The 15,652-nt window shown below is 63.8% G+C and carries 17 protein-coding genes; 15 read left to right on the top strand and 2 right to left on the bottom strand.

What is annotated here, in order from left to right; all coding sequences use genetic code 11:
- Positions 1-137 precede the first annotated feature (137 nt).
- From NYR54_RS03010 to fliQ, 15 genes are all read left to right on the top strand, one after another.
- Positions 138-1,055, top strand: a complete 918-nt coding sequence (locus NYR54_RS03010; protein ID WP_261513976.1) for a flagellin N-terminal helical domain-containing protein — start codon at positions 138-140, stop codon at positions 1,053-1,055.
- A 114-nt stretch (positions 1,056-1,169) separates the two neighbouring features.
- Positions 1,170-2,798, top strand: a complete 1,629-nt coding sequence (gene fliF / locus NYR54_RS03005) for a flagellar basal-body MS-ring/collar protein FliF (RefSeq protein ID WP_261513975.1) — start codon at positions 1,170-1,172, stop codon at positions 2,796-2,798.
- On the top strand, positions 2,798-3,406 hold the full coding sequence (locus tag NYR54_RS03000) for a hypothetical protein (protein WP_261513974.1): 609 nt from the start codon (positions 2,798-2,800) through the stop codon (positions 3,404-3,406). The genes fliF and NYR54_RS03000 overlap by 1 nt, the downstream gene beginning before the upstream one ends.
- Positions 3,403-4,731, top strand: a complete 1,329-nt coding sequence (locus NYR54_RS02995) for a MotB family protein (protein WP_261513973.1) — start codon at positions 3,403-3,405, stop codon at positions 4,729-4,731. Before NYR54_RS03000 ends, NYR54_RS02995 begins: the two co-directional genes overlap by 4 nt.
- Complete coding sequence (locus NYR54_RS02990) at positions 4,728-5,888, top strand: chemotaxis protein (RefSeq protein WP_261513971.1); 1,161 nt, start codon at positions 4,728-4,730, stop codon at positions 5,886-5,888. Before NYR54_RS02995 ends, NYR54_RS02990 begins: the two co-directional genes overlap by 4 nt.
- Positions 5,885-7,168: a flagellar hook-length control protein FliK gene (fliK, locus tag NYR54_RS02985; protein WP_261513970.1), complete on the top strand. Its 1,284-nt coding sequence runs from the start codon at positions 5,885-5,887 to the stop codon at positions 7,166-7,168. Before NYR54_RS02990 ends, fliK begins: the two co-directional genes overlap by 4 nt.
- Complete coding sequence (locus NYR54_RS02980; RefSeq protein ID WP_261513968.1) at positions 7,137-7,697, top strand: transglycosylase SLT domain-containing protein; 561 nt, start codon at positions 7,137-7,139, stop codon at positions 7,695-7,697. Before fliK ends, NYR54_RS02980 begins: the two co-directional genes overlap by 32 nt.
- 102 nt (positions 7,698-7,799) lie before the next feature.
- Positions 7,800-8,471 (top strand): response regulator transcription factor, encoded by a 672-nt coding sequence (locus tag NYR54_RS02975; RefSeq protein WP_261513967.1) that lies wholly within the window; start codon positions 7,800-7,802, stop codon positions 8,469-8,471.
- 86 nt (positions 8,472-8,557) lie between these two features.
- Positions 8,558-9,811 carry a flagellar hook protein FlgE gene (locus NYR54_RS02970; protein ID WP_261513966.1) on the top strand — a complete coding sequence of 418 codons (1,254 nt, stop codon included), beginning with the start codon at positions 8,558-8,560 and terminating at the stop codon, positions 9,809-9,811.
- A 36-nt stretch (positions 9,812-9,847) separates the two neighbouring features.
- Positions 9,848-11,296, top strand: coding sequence for a flagellar hook-associated protein FlgK (gene flgK / locus NYR54_RS02965; RefSeq protein WP_261513965.1), 1,449 nt, complete (start codon positions 9,848-9,850; stop codon positions 11,294-11,296).
- A complete protein-coding gene (locus NYR54_RS02960) occupies positions 11,293-12,339 on the top strand; it encodes a flagellar hook-associated family protein (RefSeq protein ID WP_261513964.1) in 1,047 nt (348 codons plus the stop codon). Before flgK ends, NYR54_RS02960 begins: the two co-directional genes overlap by 4 nt.
- An 18-nt stretch (positions 12,340-12,357) precedes the next feature.
- Positions 12,358-12,705 (top strand): flagellar biosynthesis regulator FlaF, encoded by a 348-nt coding sequence (flaF, locus tag NYR54_RS02955; protein ID WP_261513962.1) that lies wholly within the window; start codon positions 12,358-12,360, stop codon positions 12,703-12,705.
- Entirely contained in the window at positions 12,702-13,148 is a 447-nt protein-coding gene (flbT, locus tag NYR54_RS02950; RefSeq protein ID WP_261513961.1) for a flagellar biosynthesis repressor FlbT, read from the top strand. Before flaF ends, flbT begins: the two co-directional genes overlap by 4 nt.
- A gap of 2 nt (positions 13,149-13,150) precedes the next feature.
- Positions 13,151-13,540 carry a flagellar hook assembly protein FlgD gene (flgD, locus tag NYR54_RS02945; protein ID WP_261513960.1) on the top strand — a complete coding sequence of 130 codons (390 nt, stop codon included), beginning with the start codon at positions 13,151-13,153 and terminating at the stop codon, positions 13,538-13,540.
- Between the two features lie 3 nt (positions 13,541-13,543).
- The gene (fliQ, locus tag NYR54_RS02940; RefSeq protein ID WP_261513959.1) at positions 13,544-13,810 is read left to right on the top strand and encodes a flagellar biosynthesis protein FliQ; all 267 of its coding nucleotides are present in this window, start codon (positions 13,544-13,546) and stop codon (positions 13,808-13,810) included.
- Positions 13,811-13,844: 34 nt separating this feature from the next.
- Here fliQ and NYR54_RS02935 read toward each other — a convergent pair whose 3' ends face one another.
- Positions 13,845-14,615, bottom strand: coding sequence for an SDR family NAD(P)-dependent oxidoreductase (locus NYR54_RS02935; RefSeq protein ID WP_261513958.1), 771 nt, complete (start codon positions 14,613-14,615; stop codon positions 13,845-13,847).
- A complete protein-coding gene (locus tag NYR54_RS02930) occupies positions 14,612-15,607 on the bottom strand; it encodes an ABC transporter permease (RefSeq protein WP_261513957.1) in 996 nt (331 codons plus the stop codon). Before NYR54_RS02930 ends, NYR54_RS02935 begins: the two co-directional genes overlap by 4 nt.
- Positions 15,608-15,652: the final 45 nt, after the last annotated feature.

Here is a 15,652-nt window from a genome sequence, read left to right as displayed (position 1 = left end):
TGGTAGGAACTTGCCGCCATGTTTGCCGGTGCAAGCATGGCGGAGTGAGCCTGATACGGCCACTGGCATGATGCCGTTCCGCCATACCGGACGGCCCGGTATGTCCCCAAAAATCTCAAACCGACGGGGGATAGCCCATGTCCAGCCTTCTGACCAATGCGTCCGCGATGACGGCGCTGCAGACGCTTGCCAACATCAACAAGAACCTCGCCACCACGCAGGAGCGCATCTCCACCGGTATGCGCGTGAACAAGGCGTCGGACAACGCCGCCTACTGGTCGATCGCGACCACCATGCGTTCGGACAACAAGGCCAACTCGGTCGTTCAGGACGCCCTCGGCCTCGCCGCCGGCAAGGTGGACACCGCCTACACGGCGATGAACAAGGCCGTCGAGGTGGTCGACCAGATCAAGGAGAAGGTCCTTCTGGCCAAGAGCTCGGGAACCCAGGACCGCGCCAAGATCCAGGCGGAAATCGGCGCCCTGCAGGCTCAGCTCTCCGAGATCGCCAATGCCGGCTATGCCGGCACCAACCTCCTGTCGACGGACTCCACGGCCACGACGACGACCTTCAGCGTGATCTCGTCCTACAACCGTGACTCCTCGGGCAATGTGACGACCGGCAGCCTGCAGATCACGCTGGCCGATGTGCGCCTGGTCGACACGGGCGGCATGAACACGGGTATCCTCGACACCCAGTTCACCACCACCGGCGCTGGTGCTGCGACCTTCACGGTGCTGAACATCGACGTGACGACGGCCGGCCTGGACGACACGGACTTCAACGACACCCTGACGGGCATCGAGACCGCGCTTTCCGGCCTTGCCAGCGGCGCCTCGGCGCTCGGTGCCGCCAAGTCGCGCATCGACCTTCAGACGGAGTTCACCTCGGCGCTGATGGACGCCATCGACCGCGGCGTCGGCCAGCTGGTCGATGCCGACATGAACGAGGAGTCGACGCGGCTTGCCGCCCTGCAGACGCAGCAGCAGCTCGGCATCCAGGCGCTGTCGATCGCCAACTCCAACGCCCAGAACATCCTGTCGCTCTTCCGCTGATCGGAAAAGCGATCTGGCGATGCGGGGGCCGCGTTCTGCGGCCCCCATTTCATTTTCGCACAAGCTTCGCCCGCTAGCCTCACCCCCGGGTTCACTGCTGGGAGTATCGAGGCTTTGCCGGAGCAGCTTCAGACCGTCGTCGAAAACCTGAAAAGCCTGGGACCGAGGCGCCTGGCCATGATGGGCGGCGTTCTGGCGCTGGTGATGGCCGTCGTCGTGGCCGGCGCGATCTACCTCAACCGCCCGGCCTATGAGACGCTTTATGTTGGGCTCGAACGCTCGGACGTCAACCAGATCGGCCTGGTGCTCGGCGAGGCCGGCATCAGCTTCGACGTCGCCTCCGACGGCACCACCGTGCTCGTGCCGGCCGGCCGTACCGCCCAGGCGCGCATGCTGCTGGCCGAAAAGGGCCTGCCCACCAGCACGAACGCGGGCTACGAGCTGTTCGACAATGTGGGCTCCCTGGGTCTGACCACCTTCATGCAGGAGGTGACGCGCGTGCGCGCGCTCGAAGGCGAGATCGCCCGCACTCTCCAGTCCATCGCCGGCATCAAGGCGGCCCGCGTTCACATCGTCATGCCCGAGCGCGGCAATTTCCGCCGCGAGGCGCAGGAGCCTTCCGCCTCCGTGGTGATCCGCACGTCGGGCATCGATGCCGCGGCCAAGGCCGCGTCGATCCGCTATCTCGTTGCCGCCGCAGTGCCGGGCCTTACGGCGGAGAAGGTGACGGTGCTCGATTCTTCCGGCATCCTGCTGGCGGCTGGTGAAGACCTAGCGAACAATTCCGCCCAGCGCTCCATCGGTGTGGAGCGGACCGTCGAGGCGCAGGTGGAGGAGAATATCCGCCGCGCGCTGGCGCCCTATCTGGGGCCGGACAATTTCCGCGCCAGCGTCAAGGCGGAGGTCAACACCGACTCGCGCCAGATCGAGGAGGTGATCTACGATCCCGATTCGCGTGTTGAACGTTCGGTGCAGATCGTTCGTACGGCCGACAGCGCGACGCAGGAAACCGCCGCCACACCGACGACGGTGCAGCAGAACCTTCCCCAGGAAGAGACGCCGGCGGGCGAGACGCCGCGCTCGACCGAACAGAGCGAGCGCCGCGAGGAAACCACCAATTACGAGCTGAACACGAAGCGGATCGCGATCGTCAGCAACGGCTACCAGGTCACCCGGCTCTCCATCGCGGTGGTGGTGAACCAGAGCCGTCTCGCCTCGCTGCTTGGGCCCTCCACCTCGCCCCAGGCGCTCTCAGAGCGGCTGGAGGAGATCGAGGCGATCGTTGCTTCGGCCGCCGGCCTCGACGAGCAGCGCGGCGACAAGCTCAATGTCGCGGCCGTCGAGTTCATCGAAGGGCTGGACGGGGAGGAAATCGTTTCGCCCGGCCCCGCCTATTATCTGGCCCAGCATGCCGGAACGCTGATCAACGCGGCCGCCTTCATTCTCGTTGCCTTCCTTATCACCTGGTTCGGCCTGAAGCCGCTCGGCAGGATGCTGATGGCGCCAGCCATGGCGGATGGCGCCCAGGTGCCGGAGCTCGCCACCCCATCGGCCGAGCAGGCGCAGCTGCGCCTTGCTGCTGACGGAGAGGTCCATGACGAAGAAGAGGAAGAAGAGGAAGGCCGGATACGGTTCAGGCCCGGGCCGCATGCCCGCCTCGCCCGTATGGTCGATTTGAGTGAGGAGCGCACGGCAATGATCCTGCGCAAATGGGTGCGCGCTGAAGCGGAGGCCGCGAACTGATGGCAAGGCTTGCACTGGCCGACGCGCTGCCCGATTTCGGCGTTTCCATGCCGCGCATCCGCCCGGCGGAGTCGAAGGCGGCGGACAAGGACCCCGAGGAGAAGCTGCGGGAGGCGGTTGCCGAAGCGGTTGCCAAGGCGGAGGCGGCCCTGGCCGAGCGCCTGGCCCTGGAACACGAGGCGAAGCTGGCTGCCGAGCGGGCGCAACACGCGGAAGAGATGCAGGAGGCGCTCGCGCGGTTCGGCGATGAAGCAGGTGCCGCCGTCAAGGCCTGTTTCGAGGCGCTGGAGCAGAAGGTGGTTTCCGTGACCAGCGGCCTTGCCGCCCGCATTCTGGGCGCGGCACTGAGCGAGGACCTGCAGAAACAGGCGGTTGCCGAGTTCGAGCGCATTCTCCGAGCGATCCTCAAGGAGGACGGCGCGGTGCGCGTCCATGTGCGCGGCAATGCGCTTTTGTGGTCAGCCCTCAAGGCGCAGCTTGGCGACCTCGCGGCCCGGGTCGATTTCACCGAAGCGCCCGGCTTCGATATCGCAGCGGAGATTGACGAAAGTCTCTTCGAAACGCGACTGGCCGAATGGTCGGTGGTTCTTTCCGAGGTGCTTCAATGAGCGTGGCCGGCGAGGAGCGCCGCCCCGAGATCATCATCGTGCGCCGCGGCGGCGATGGCGAGGAAGACGGGCATCACGGCGGCGTCTGGAAGATCGCATTCGCCGACTTCATGACGGCGATGATGTGCTTCTTCCTGGTGATGTGGCTGATCAACGCCGCCAACGAGGAAACCAGAGTGGCGCTCGCAAGCTACTTCAATCCCGTCAAGCTGATGGATCGCAGCACCAGCGCCAAGGGCGTGGAGGAGATCAGTGACGGCTTGCAGCGCACCGATACGATGGAGCCGCTGGAGGAAAGCAACGACCTGCAGGCACCGGGCGCGGAAGAATTCTCCTCTTCCGAATCGCCCGGCGGGCCGGATCTGGCCGGCGTGTTCCGGTATTCCGACCAGAACTTCTTCTCCAACCCTTACGCGGTGCTCGCGGAAATCGCCGCTCAGACCGGGAGAGACCAGAACATTTCGAGCAGGGGCGAGGGCGGAGAGCAGAATGCAGGGCCCTCCTCGGGCGCTTCGGGTGGCGAGGCCTATCGCGATCCCTTCGCGCCGGACTTCTGGTCGCAGCAGGTTGCCGTGCCCGGCATAGGCGTGGAGGGCGATCCCGATCAGGTTCGGGAAAATCCCAGTGGCGCGGACAGGGAGGCTGTCGAGACGGGAGAGTTCAAGCGCGCCGCAGAACCGGGCGAGACTGCAGCGCCTGCCGTAGAGGATGAGGCCGCGATCGGGCGCGACCAGGCTCAACCTTCGGACGAAGCGGCCCTGGAAGTCGGCGCACCGGCTGGGCGCGCCGCTGATCCTGCCGCCCAAAGCGAAGAGGAGTTGTCTGAGGACCAGACAGAGCCGGAAGCTTCCCCTCCCGCGTCTAAGCGCGAAGCAGCCGCCGCTCAAATCCGCGAGGAATTGGTGAAGGCGCTGGAAGGCGAGGGGCTTGCCGCCTCCGTCAGCGTCGCGGCCGGAGACGACGGCGTGCTGATTTCCGTCACCGACCACATCCGCCAGGGCATGTTCGCCGTAGGCTCGGCGGTTCCCGAGCGCGCCCTCGTGCTCGCGATGGAGAAGATCGCCCGGACCCTTGCTGAGCACCCCGGTAATATCCGCATCCACGGCCATACCGACGCGCGCCCCTTCACGAGCGGCGATTACGACAACTGGCGTCTCTCCACCGCCCGCGCCCATGCGGCACAGTACATGCTGGTGCGTGGTGGTCTTGACGAAAAGCGTATCAAGGAAGTGGCGGGCTTTGCCGACCGCCGCCTGAAGCTGCCTGACGCGCCGCTGGCGGACGCGAACCGGCGCATCGAGATTCTGCTGGAGGTGCCGGAATGAGGCGCCTTGCCCGTGCGCTCTTGCTTGGGGCCGTTTTGTGCGGGCCGGTCCTCCCGGCCGCGGCAGACGGGCTGCAGCCCTATCAGATGATCCGCTCCCTCCAGCTCCTTCAGGACGGAATCGCCGATGGCGATCATGCCGATCTGCCCATGCAGACCCGGCTCCTCGCCATCATCGACAAGCGGCTAAAGGAGACCGCCCCAGAGGATTTCGATGATCCGCGCAATCTGCGGGCGCTGCTCGTCTATGGGGCTAGCGGCGGCAATCCCGCAACGCTCGAAAAGGTGATATCCGGGCTCGATCTGCAGGGTCTCTACGCGCGCCTCGGCATAGGCGTGATCCACTATGCTTCCGGCAATCTGCCCGAGGCGAACAAGGCGCTGCGGGACGTGGAGCCGCTTGAGCTGGGTGAGGTTCTGGGAGGCCCCTTCGCCCTTCTGGCAGGCTCGCTCGCCGCTCCCGAAAACCCGAAACGCGCGCTGGAACTCTTCGACCAGGCGCGGCTTCTCAGCCCGGGGACGCTGATCGAGGAAGCCGCTCTGCGCCGCACCATCGATGTTTGCGCGCAGCTTGACGACGCGCACTGCGCGGCCCGCGCCGCGTCACACTATGTGCGCCGGTTTCTGCGCTCGCCCTATGCGAGCCAGTTCGCCGAAGCCTTCATCGCCACCGTCATAACGCTCCGCGACACCATCGACCTCGATCTCGTCGAGGAGGTAACGCTGGCGATGAGCCCCGAGCAAGCGCGCACGATCTATCTTCGCATCGCCCGTGCCAGCGCCATCGAGGGGCACGAGCGGCTGCTCGCCTTCGCCACGGGCGCTGCGGAGCGACTGCCCGGCAAAGACGGGCAGCAGCCGGATCCTCGCGCGGTTCTCTACGCCAATGCCGCAGCCGTCGCCTCGCCGGATGTCCGGCAGGCGTTGGCAGTACTTGAGGAGATCGACGCCCGGCGCCTTTCAGAAAGCGACCGGCGCCTGCTTCTGGCCGCCAGGAAGGTTGCCTCTCAGGTGGTGTCGCGACCTGAGCGCACGCTCCTGCAACGCGCCAGCAGTCCGGACGAGGTGGCCGCGGAGCCCGAGCATGCGGCTTTCGTCGCACAGCGGATGAAGCTGCTTCGCGATGTCGACGCGCTTCTGATGGAGGAAACGCCATGACCGAAACGGCCAAGGCAACGGAAGCTCTCATGCTTGGGACACAAGTCCCGAAGCGCGGCGGCAAGCTGCCCCTGCCCCATTCCGGCGCTTTCGCCGAGGTGTTGACGATCAGCCGGAACCCGTCCGGCGCACCGCCACGTCATGACCTCGAAAGTCTGCACACGGTGGAATCGCGCCTTTTGGCATTGCTCGACGCCCTGGTTGCGCCAGCGACGGATCAGGCCGATGCGGCGGATAAGGACGTAGAGCTTGTCCGCCAAAAAGGCGGCACTCAGCGCAAGGCAGAGGCGAAACCCTCGCCGGAGCAGTCCCGGGCATTGCCGAAGCTCGATGAAAAGGATGGCGGAGAGGAACCGGAGGCGCAGCCGGCCGATGCCGCCGCCATCCATCCGCAGCCGCCGCATGAACCCTCCGTTGAAGCGGATCCGTCCCAGCCGCCCGGCTCGCGCCCTGTCACGAATCCTGCAGCCGCTGAACGGATGCCGGCCATCGTGGCCGAGGAAAGGCCTGCCGCGAGCAAGGAGCCGCGCGCGATGTCGCAGCCTGTGCCGGTTCCAGATGCGGATTTGCCGCCACACGGCGAGACTGACGGTGGGGACAAGCGGGAGGCGAATGCCGGGCGCCGCAATCCGACCGCCATCACTGCGATGAAGACCGCTTCCCAACGCTCCGCCGCACCTGAACCGGAGACGGGACGGAATACGAGCCGAGCAGAACCGCTTCCTCGCGCGTCCGGCACGGCGTTGCCGGCGGCGTCTTCCCCGGCTCAAGCCCCCGCTCAAGCGCTCAGCACCACGACTTCAGCCCTGATTTCCGACCTGAATGCGTTGCCTGAACTTGCGAACGCGGCGGTCAAAATCCTCCCGTCATCGTCCGAATCGAATCGGAAAATCCTGCATGGCATAAAAATTCAGCTCCATCCTGCCGAGCTCGGATCCGTCTCCGTGAAAATGATGATGAGCGGAACACAACTTTCGGTCGAAATCCAGCCCGAGACCGCAGAGGCCTATAAGAGGCTGAGCGCCGACGGCGATGGCATGATGCGCGCGCTGCGGGGGCTGGGTTTCGATGTCGACCGGATCGTTGTCCAGCAGCCGCAGGGCGGAGGCCCTGAGATCAGAAGCGGCACCGACGGCTTTCATGCGGCCGCGCACCAAGGGCGGCCGGATGCAAGACCTCAATCCGGCGCGCGCCGGGAGGAAAGTGGCCGGCAGCACATAGCGGGCAGAGCAACGGAGGATCCGGGCGATGGCGCCCCGGCGGGCGATCTTTATATTTAGCAGCCTCGCCGGCTTCCTCCTCTCAGCAAGCCTTGCAGCGGCAAATCCCTGCGAGGCGGAAATCCTCGCCGCCGCCCGCAAATACGGCATACCGGCTGGAATTCTTTATTCCGTGGGGCTTACCGAGACCGGCGTGAAGGGCAGCATGCGCCCTTATGCCCTCAACATAGAGGGCCGAGCCGTCATCGCCGAAAGCCTGGAAGAGGCGGTTTCCGCATTCATGCAAGCGCGCGCACGCGGCGCACGGCTCATCGACCTCGGCTGTATGCAGATCAACTATCATTACCACGCCAGCCATTTCCGCAGTGTTCGGGACATGCTCGATCCGCGCCAGAACGTCGATTACGCGGCGCGCTTTCTCAGCCGTCTGAAGCAGAATTACGATACCTGGGCCATGGCCGTGGCGCGATACCACGCCGGTCCCGACAATGCTCCCGCGCACAAGCGTTATCTATGCCGCGTGATCGCCAATATGGTGGCAACAGGCTTCGGAGAATGGACCCCTCGGGCAAAAGCTTTCTGCAAATAAAAGTTGCATATCACGAAGATTAATTTGCCGTAAAAAATATCTTGTGCGCGAATCCATTCACCGGGTACCTCTTGGTACACAAACTGATTCGGGGGCGGACCGATGATAGTGGTGGTGGACGAGCGTGAGCTCGTAACAGAAGGATTCCATTCACTGTTCAGCCGTGAGGGGTTCGCTACGGCGAGCTTCGAACCCGACGCGTTTGACGAGTGGGTGGAGACGGCGGCGGACGAAGAACTGAAAGTGGTCCGCGCCTTCCTGCTCGGGCAGTGCGCCGCTCCGGAGGTGCCGGCGCGACGCATCCGTGATCGGTCGGATGCACCAGTGATTGCACTTGCCGAGCAGAATTCGCTGGAATGCACGTTGAGACTGTTCGAATCCGGCGTTGACGATGTCGTACGCAAGCCGGTGCATGTTCGCGAGATCCTGGCGCGCATCAGCGCTATCAGGCGCCGCGCTCAGCATGAGGATGCAAGTTTCGTCGCCGTTGGTCCGATGCGGATCTTCGCGGATGGGCGCGACCCGGAAATCGATGGCGAGCCTTTCCCCCTGCCGCGGCGCGAACGGCGTATCCTCGAATATCTGGCGAGCAACGCGTCGCGCCGGGTGACCAAGACCCAGATCTTCAACGCCGTTTACGGAATCTTCGATGAGGAGGTCGAGGAGAACGTCGTTGAAAGCCACATCAGCAAGCTGCGCAAGAAGCTTCGCTCGAAGCTTGGCTTCGATCCGATCGATTCCAAGCGCTACCTCGGTTATCGCCTGATCACGTAGCCCAGCGCGCGGCAAGGTTCCGGCCAGTTTCACGCAAGTCCTGAGGGCTAATCTTTGCCGGAGTGCGCAAAAGCAAGGAGAGGGACGTGAGCCTTTACGGCATGATGAAGACGGGCGTGTCGGGCATGAACGCGCAGGCGAACCGCCTGTCCACGGTTGCCGACAACATCGCTAACTCCAGCACCAACGGCTACAAGCGGGCGCGGACGGAGTTTTCCACGCTGGTCATTCCCAGCACTCAGGGCGCCTACAATTCCGGCGGTGTGATCACCACGGTGCGCAACGCGATTTCCGTGCAGGGCGCGCTTCAGTACACCACCTCGGTGACCGATCTAGCCATCAAGGGCAACGGCTTCTTCGTGGTTCAGGACAGCGCTGGGCAGCCCGCGCTTACCCGCGCGGGCTCCTTCGTGCTCGACGACCAGGGCCAGCTTGTGAATGCCGCGGGCTTCCGGCTGCTCGGCTACAGCTTCGCCAATGGAACGCCGGCGGCGACCGCCAACGGCTATGCCGGACTGGAGCCGGTGACGATCACTCAGTCGGAGTTGGTGGCTACGCCTTCGCGCAACGGCGTTTTCGCGGGCAATCTTCCGCTGGATGCCGAGATTGTTGCTGCCGCGAACCTGCCCTCCGCCAACGGTGCCGGCGCTCAATATTCCGCCAAGACCTCGCTGGTGGCCTACGGAAACCTGGGCGAAAAGGTTCTGCTCGACGTCTATTTCACCAAGACCAGTGCGAATCAGTGGGAGGTCGCCGTTTTTAACCGGGCGGATGCGGCCCCGGAGACGTCATTCCCCTACAGCTCCGGTCCGCTGGTATTGGGGACGCTGACCTTCGATGCTACGACCGGCCAGCTGACGGGCACATCGAATATAGATATCCCGGTTCCGGGCGGCGATACCGTCACTCTCGACCTCTCCCAGGTTACGCAGCTCGATGCGGGCTTCCAGGTCCAGAACGCCTATGTGGACGGAAGCCCGCCGAGCACCGTCGAGAGCATCAAGATCAGCGACGACGGCATTGTCTACGCACAGTATGAAGACGGCTCCTTCAAGCCCCTCTACCGGATTCCGCTCGCGAATGTGGCAAGCCCGGATCAATTGCAGGTGCTCTCGGGCAACATCTTCACCGAGTCGCCCACATCCGGTGCGGTCCGAATCGGTTTCGCCGGCGCGACTGGCTTCGGCAGCATCGTCTCCGGCGCACTGGAAAGCTCCAATGTCGATATCGCCGAGGAGCTTACGAACATGATCGAGTCGCAGCGCAACTACACAGCGAACTCGAAGGTGTTCCAGACCGGATCGGACCTGATGGAACTCCTGGTCAATCTGAAGCGGTAACGGGCAGGAACGTCAAAAGGATCGGAAAACAGGGATATGTCGCTGACCTCCGCGTTGAGCATCGCACAATCGGCACTGTTCAATACCTCGCGCCAGACAAGCATCGTCTCGCGCAACGTGTCGGAGGCTTCCAATCCCGATTACGCAAGACGTTCGGCCGTCCTGTCCAGCATGGCGCCTGGCGCCCGCATCGCTGAAATCCGCCGAGCGACCAATGCCGTCCTTTTCCGTCAGAACCTCGCCGCCATTTCAGGCGCCGAAGCGCAGTCGGTGCTTACCGAGCGACTTGATACCCTGCGCCTCAGGGTGAACGGCGCAGACAACGCGGCCTCGCCCGCAGCCGCTCTCGGCGCGCTTCAGGAAGCGCTTCAGGCCTATGCCGCCACGCCGTCAAACCGGGCCCTGGCCGCGGCGGCGGTCGAGGCCGCGCGTGGCATGGTTCGCTCCCTCAACGAGGGCGCGGCAGCGGTCCAGTCCTTCAGGGCCGAGGTGGATCGGGACATCGCGGCGGCGGTGAACGATCTCAACCGGCTGCTTGGCGAGTTCGAGACCGCCAACCGGCAGGTCGTGGCGGGCACGCGCACCGGTCAGGACGTATCCGACGCCCTCGACAGGCGTGACGCGTTGCTGAAGCAGATTTCCGCGATCGTCCCGGTGTCGGTCATCACGCGGGCTGACAACGACGTGATCCTGACCACCGCAGACGGCGTGACGCTTTTTGAAACCGTGCCGCGTCCCGTCGCCTTTGCTGCAACTCCTGTCTATGCAGCAGGCACGGTGGGCAACCCCGTCTTCATCGATGGCGTGCCGCTTGCACCGGGCCAGGGCGGCAACACGAGCGCGATGGGAAGCCTCGCCGCGCTCCTGCAGTTGCGCGACGACGCGGCAGTCACCATGCAGCGTCAGCTCGACGAGATCGCACGCGGCGTCATCATGGCCTTCGCCGAGCCTCCCTCTGGCGCCGCGTCGACGGGGCTGTTCGTATGGACGGAAGAGGACGGCACGCCGCATACGGACCTGCCGGCGGCTGGCGGCATTGTTGACGGGCTTGCCGGCAGAATCGAGCTCAGTTCGGTGGTCGTCAGCAACCCGGAGCGGCTGCGCGACGGGATTTCCTACACCTTCAACACCGACGGTTCGGCGTCCTACTCCGAGCTTCTTCACAGCTTCCTCGACAAGCTTGACGAACCCTTCTCATTCCACGCCGAGGCGGGGCTGGACGACACTGCAAGCCTGTCCGCCTTCACGGCCCAATCGATCGGATGGCTGGAGGGCTTGCGCCAGAATGCCGCCGGCGGCCTGGAGGCCAAAGGCGCGCTCGCGCGCCACACGGCGGAAATCCTGTCGAATGCCACGGGCGTCAATATCGACGAGGAAATGGCGCTCCTTCTGGAACTGGAGCGCGCCTACGAGGCATCTGCCCGGATCATACGCGTGGTGGATGAAATGCTGTCCAGATTGATGGAGGTAGCCGGCCGTCCATGAAGACCTCTTTCGTATCGAGCAGCACCGTCTCGCATGCCCTTCGCCATCAGGTGATGCGCATGCAGACGGAAATCACCAAGGCCCAGCGGGAGCTGGCGACCGGCAAGGTCGCCGATACCGGCCTAGCTCTGGGCGCACGTTCAGGCATCAGCTACTCCATTTCGCGAGACATTGCGCGGCTGGAAAGCCTGCTCGACTCCAACGGCCTGGCGAGCGAGCGGCTCGCCGCAACCCAGCATGGGCTGCAGCATATTGGCGAACTTGCCCAAGAGATGTTGGCTACGCTTACGGGCGCCGTTTCCAACCCCGAACATACGGCGGTGATCCGCGCCGCTGCGGAAAACACCCTGGCCGCCATGACGAGCGTGCTCAATACGAGCCTCAACGGGGAATATCTCTTTGCCGGCATCAACACGGATGTCCGGCCGTTCGAGGATTTCTCCGACCCCGCATCGCCTGCAAAGCAGGCGTTCGATGAGTTCTTCGAAGACTATTTCGGCTTTCCGAATGGCGATGACCAGGCTGCCCAGATTACCGGCGATGAGATGAAAGCGTTTCTTCAGGAGCTGGAAGCCAGCTTCCTGAACGACGGCTGGCATGGCGTATGGTCCCATGCCTCCGACCAGAAGATCACCACACGGATCACGCTCAACGAAAACGCCGAGACATCCGCGACCGCCAACAACAACGGATTCCGCAGGCTGGCAATGGTGGGAGCCGCCCTTTCGGATCTTCTGCGCATGCCGCTCAGCGAGAGCGCCCGCAAGGCACTCTACGAGCATTCGATCAGGGTCGTGAGCCAGGCGATCGCCGATGTGGGGCAGCTTCAGTCCGAAGTGGGTCTGGTCGAGAACCGGATTTCACAGGCCAGCGAGCGGGTCTCCGCGCAGATCGATCTTTTCAAATCCATGGTCGGCGGCATGGAGAATGTCGATCCCTACGAGGCGGCCACGCGGGTCAACGAGCTGCTGACACAGATCGAAACGGCTTACGCGCTAACCGCGCGCATCCAGCAGCTCAGCCTCCTGCGGCACCTGCCATAGCAAGCGAAACGGGATCCCATGTACCAGTTTTCCTATGAGGAGATTCAGGCCGATTCGATCGCTGACGCAAAGGACCGCGAACGTCAGGTTCTCTCGCGTTCGATCGAGCTTCTACGCGCGGCGCGGGAAGCGGGGCCCAACTCGCACGAGGCGATCGAGGCCATCCTGTTCATGAACCGCCTCTGGACCTCCTTCCTTGAGGATCTGGCCAGCAGCGACAATGAGCTGCCCGCGGAACTTCGCGCCAATCTGATCTCCATCGGAATCTGGCTGCTGCGCGAGGGCGAGGCGATCCGCCAGGGCCGCTCCCAGAACTTCGATGGACTGATCGAGGTTTCCGAGATCATCCGCGACGGGCTCAAATGACCAGCACGCTGAAGATCTCGCTCAAGGCCAACGACAAGATCTACATCAACGGCGCCGTCGTCCGGGTTGACCGGAAAGTTTCGCTCGAGTTCCTGAACGACGTGCAGTTCCTGCTGCAGCACCATGTTCTGCAGGCGGAGGATGCGACGACCCCGCTGCGTCAGCTCTATTTCGCTGTGCAGCTCATGCTGATCGACCCGGAAACGGCCGACCGCTCCCGCGAGGAATACCGCAAGATGCTCGCCCGTCTTCTTGCGATTCTCAGCGATGAGCGTTTGCTCGCCGGGCTGAAGCATGTGGACGCACTGGTGTCGGAAGATCAGGTCTACGAAGCCCTGAAAGTGATCCGCAGCCTCTATCCGCTGGAGGCCGAGCTTCTTCAGAATGCCGGAACACAGGAAGAAATCGCAGAAATCGCATTACCAAGGGCGGTGGGACAATAGCCATGAACGTCTCGACAGTGACTGCAGTACCGCGGAGCCAGCAGGAAGTGGCCTCGCCCCAGACTGTGGACTACCAATCCTTCCTGCGGCTCCTGGTCGCTCAGATGAAGAATCAGGACCCGACGAGCCCGATGGAATCGACGGATTACGTGGCGCAGCTCGCCACCTTCTCGCAGGTCGAGCAGTCGGTGCAGATCAACGTGAAGCTGGAGCAGATCCTGGCCGCTTCCTCCCTTTCGCAGGCAAGCGGTCTCGTGGGCCGCGAGATCACTTCCGCCGATGGCGAGGTGACCGGCATCGTGACCGAGGTGAAGCTTTACAGCGACGGCGTAGTTGCCAAGCTGGAGAGCGGTGAGGAGGTGATCGTCGGCCCTGGCGTCGTGATCCGCTGAGCGATGAACGAAGCCGACACCCTCGATCTGGTCCAGTATGCCATATGGACGGTGCTGGCGGCGGCCAGTCCGGCGGTGATCGTCGCTATGGTCGTGGGTGTCGGTATTGCGCTGGTGCAAGCGCTCACCCAGGTGCAGGAGATCACGCTCACCTTCGTGCCCAAGATCGTCGCCATCCTGTTGGCCGTCGCCTTTTCCGGCCCTTTTGTCGGCGCGCAGATTTCCTCTTTCGCGACCGTCATCTTCCAGCGCATCGAAAACGGATTCTAAAGCGGCTCAGCTTTGCGCTCACGGCGCCATGCCCTTAATCGGGATTGATGCCGATATTGCCGCCCTCAGGGAGAAGCTGGCCGCCATCCACGACGATGGTCGTGCCTGTGATGTAGGCCGCCTCGTCTGAGGCGAGGAACAGGAAGGCGTTGGCGACATCTTCCGGCGTGCCGAGCCTGCCGAGCGGGATCGAGCTTGCCATCTGCTGAATGAAGGCCTCACTGCGATGGGCCTTCATGCCTTCCGTGAGAATATTGCCGGGTTCGATGCCGTTGACCGTAATGCCGTAGGGCGCGAACTCGAGCGCCGCAGCGCGGATAAAGCCATTGATGGCAGCCTTGGTGGCCGAGTAGTGTCCATGGCCGGGGCTGGTCACATGCGGGCCCGTGATCGAGGATGTGAAGATCATGCGCCCGTATTTTTGCGCCTTCATGTGCGACAGGGCCGCGCGGGCCACAAGGAACGTCCCGCGCATGTTGACGGCGAAGACCCGGTCCCACTCCTCCGGACTGATGTTTTCGATCAGCGTCCATGGATAGATGCCCGCGTTCTGAACCAGGATGTCGATCCGGCCATATTGGGCGACCGTCAATTCCACCGCCCGTTCGGCATCGTCCGGCTGCGAGACATCGGCGCGCACGAACAGCGCGTTCAGCGCCCGAGCCCGTTCCTCGCCCGCCTGCTCCTCCACATCCGCCAGCACGAGCCTCGCGCCCTCCTGAGCGAAGCGCTCGGCGATTGCCGCACCGATACCCCGTGCGCCGCCGACCACCAGCGCCGCTCGATCCTTCAGCCGTCCCGTCAAAGCAGTTTCTCCCTGAGCCGAAGTTTCAAAGTGTCCAGCAGGACCGCCGCAAGCACGAGCGCTCCCAGGATCATCTGGGTGTAGTGCGCCGGCAGCCCCATCAGATTGATGGCGGTATGGATGGAATAAAGAAGCAGAACGCCGGCATAGACCCCCGGTAGCTTGCCGATGCCGCCTTTCAGGCTCACGCCGCCGATGACGACGGCGGCAAAGGCGTTGAAAAGCATGCCCACGCCCAAATTGGCCGTGGCACCAGAGGTGCGGATGGCTAGCAGCCATCCGGCTACGCCGGCAAGCAGGCCCGCGAGCACGAAGCTCACGAAGAGAATCCTGTTGCTGTTGATGCCGGCGCGATAGGTCGCCTCGAGATTGCCGCCGACGAGCGTAACGTAGCGGCCGAAGGGCGTCTTGGCCATGATGAAGGAAAAAAGCACGAAGCAGCCCACCGAAATCCAAGCAAGCAGCGGCAGGCCCAGGATATCGGCCGTGCCCACGACCCGGATCGCAGCGGGCAGGCTCTGTGCGGAGCGCCCTCCCGAGATCGCCACGACGAGGCCCCGCACCCAAATGAAGGAGGCGAGCGTGACGATGAAGGCGCTCATGCCCAGCCTCACCACGAAGAAGCCATTGGCCATACCAACCGCCGCCCCGACGAGCATCGCAATCGCGAGCGAGACGGGCAGGATGAGCCACGCCGGCTCAAGCGCGATGCCCAGGCCGATTCCTTGAGTAGCGAACAGAAGCCCCGTCACCATCGCGGCGAGCGCGGCGGTGGATTCCACTGAGAGATCGAGATTGCCGGAAATGATGACGATCGCCAGACCGATCGCCATCACGCCAACAAAGGTCGATTGCTCGATGATGTTGGCGAAGATGCCGAACTGGAAGAATCGCGGAACGGTGAGCGAAAAGACGATCAGCACGACAATCAGCATCAGCCATACGAGATTGTCGAGCAGGAATTCGATCGTTGCGCGGCGCGCGGGCGTCATCGGGCTGTCCTGTGGAAGGGAATGTGCCGGCCCGGCGGAGCGGGC

This window comes from Chelativorans petroleitrophicus (genome assembly GCF_025398195.1).
Lineage (GTDB): Bacteria > Pseudomonadota > Alphaproteobacteria > Rhizobiales > Rhizobiaceae > Chelativorans > Chelativorans petroleitrophicus.
Note: the sequence above shows the minus strand (reverse complement) of the source record. Positions and strands in the feature narration are given on the sequence as shown.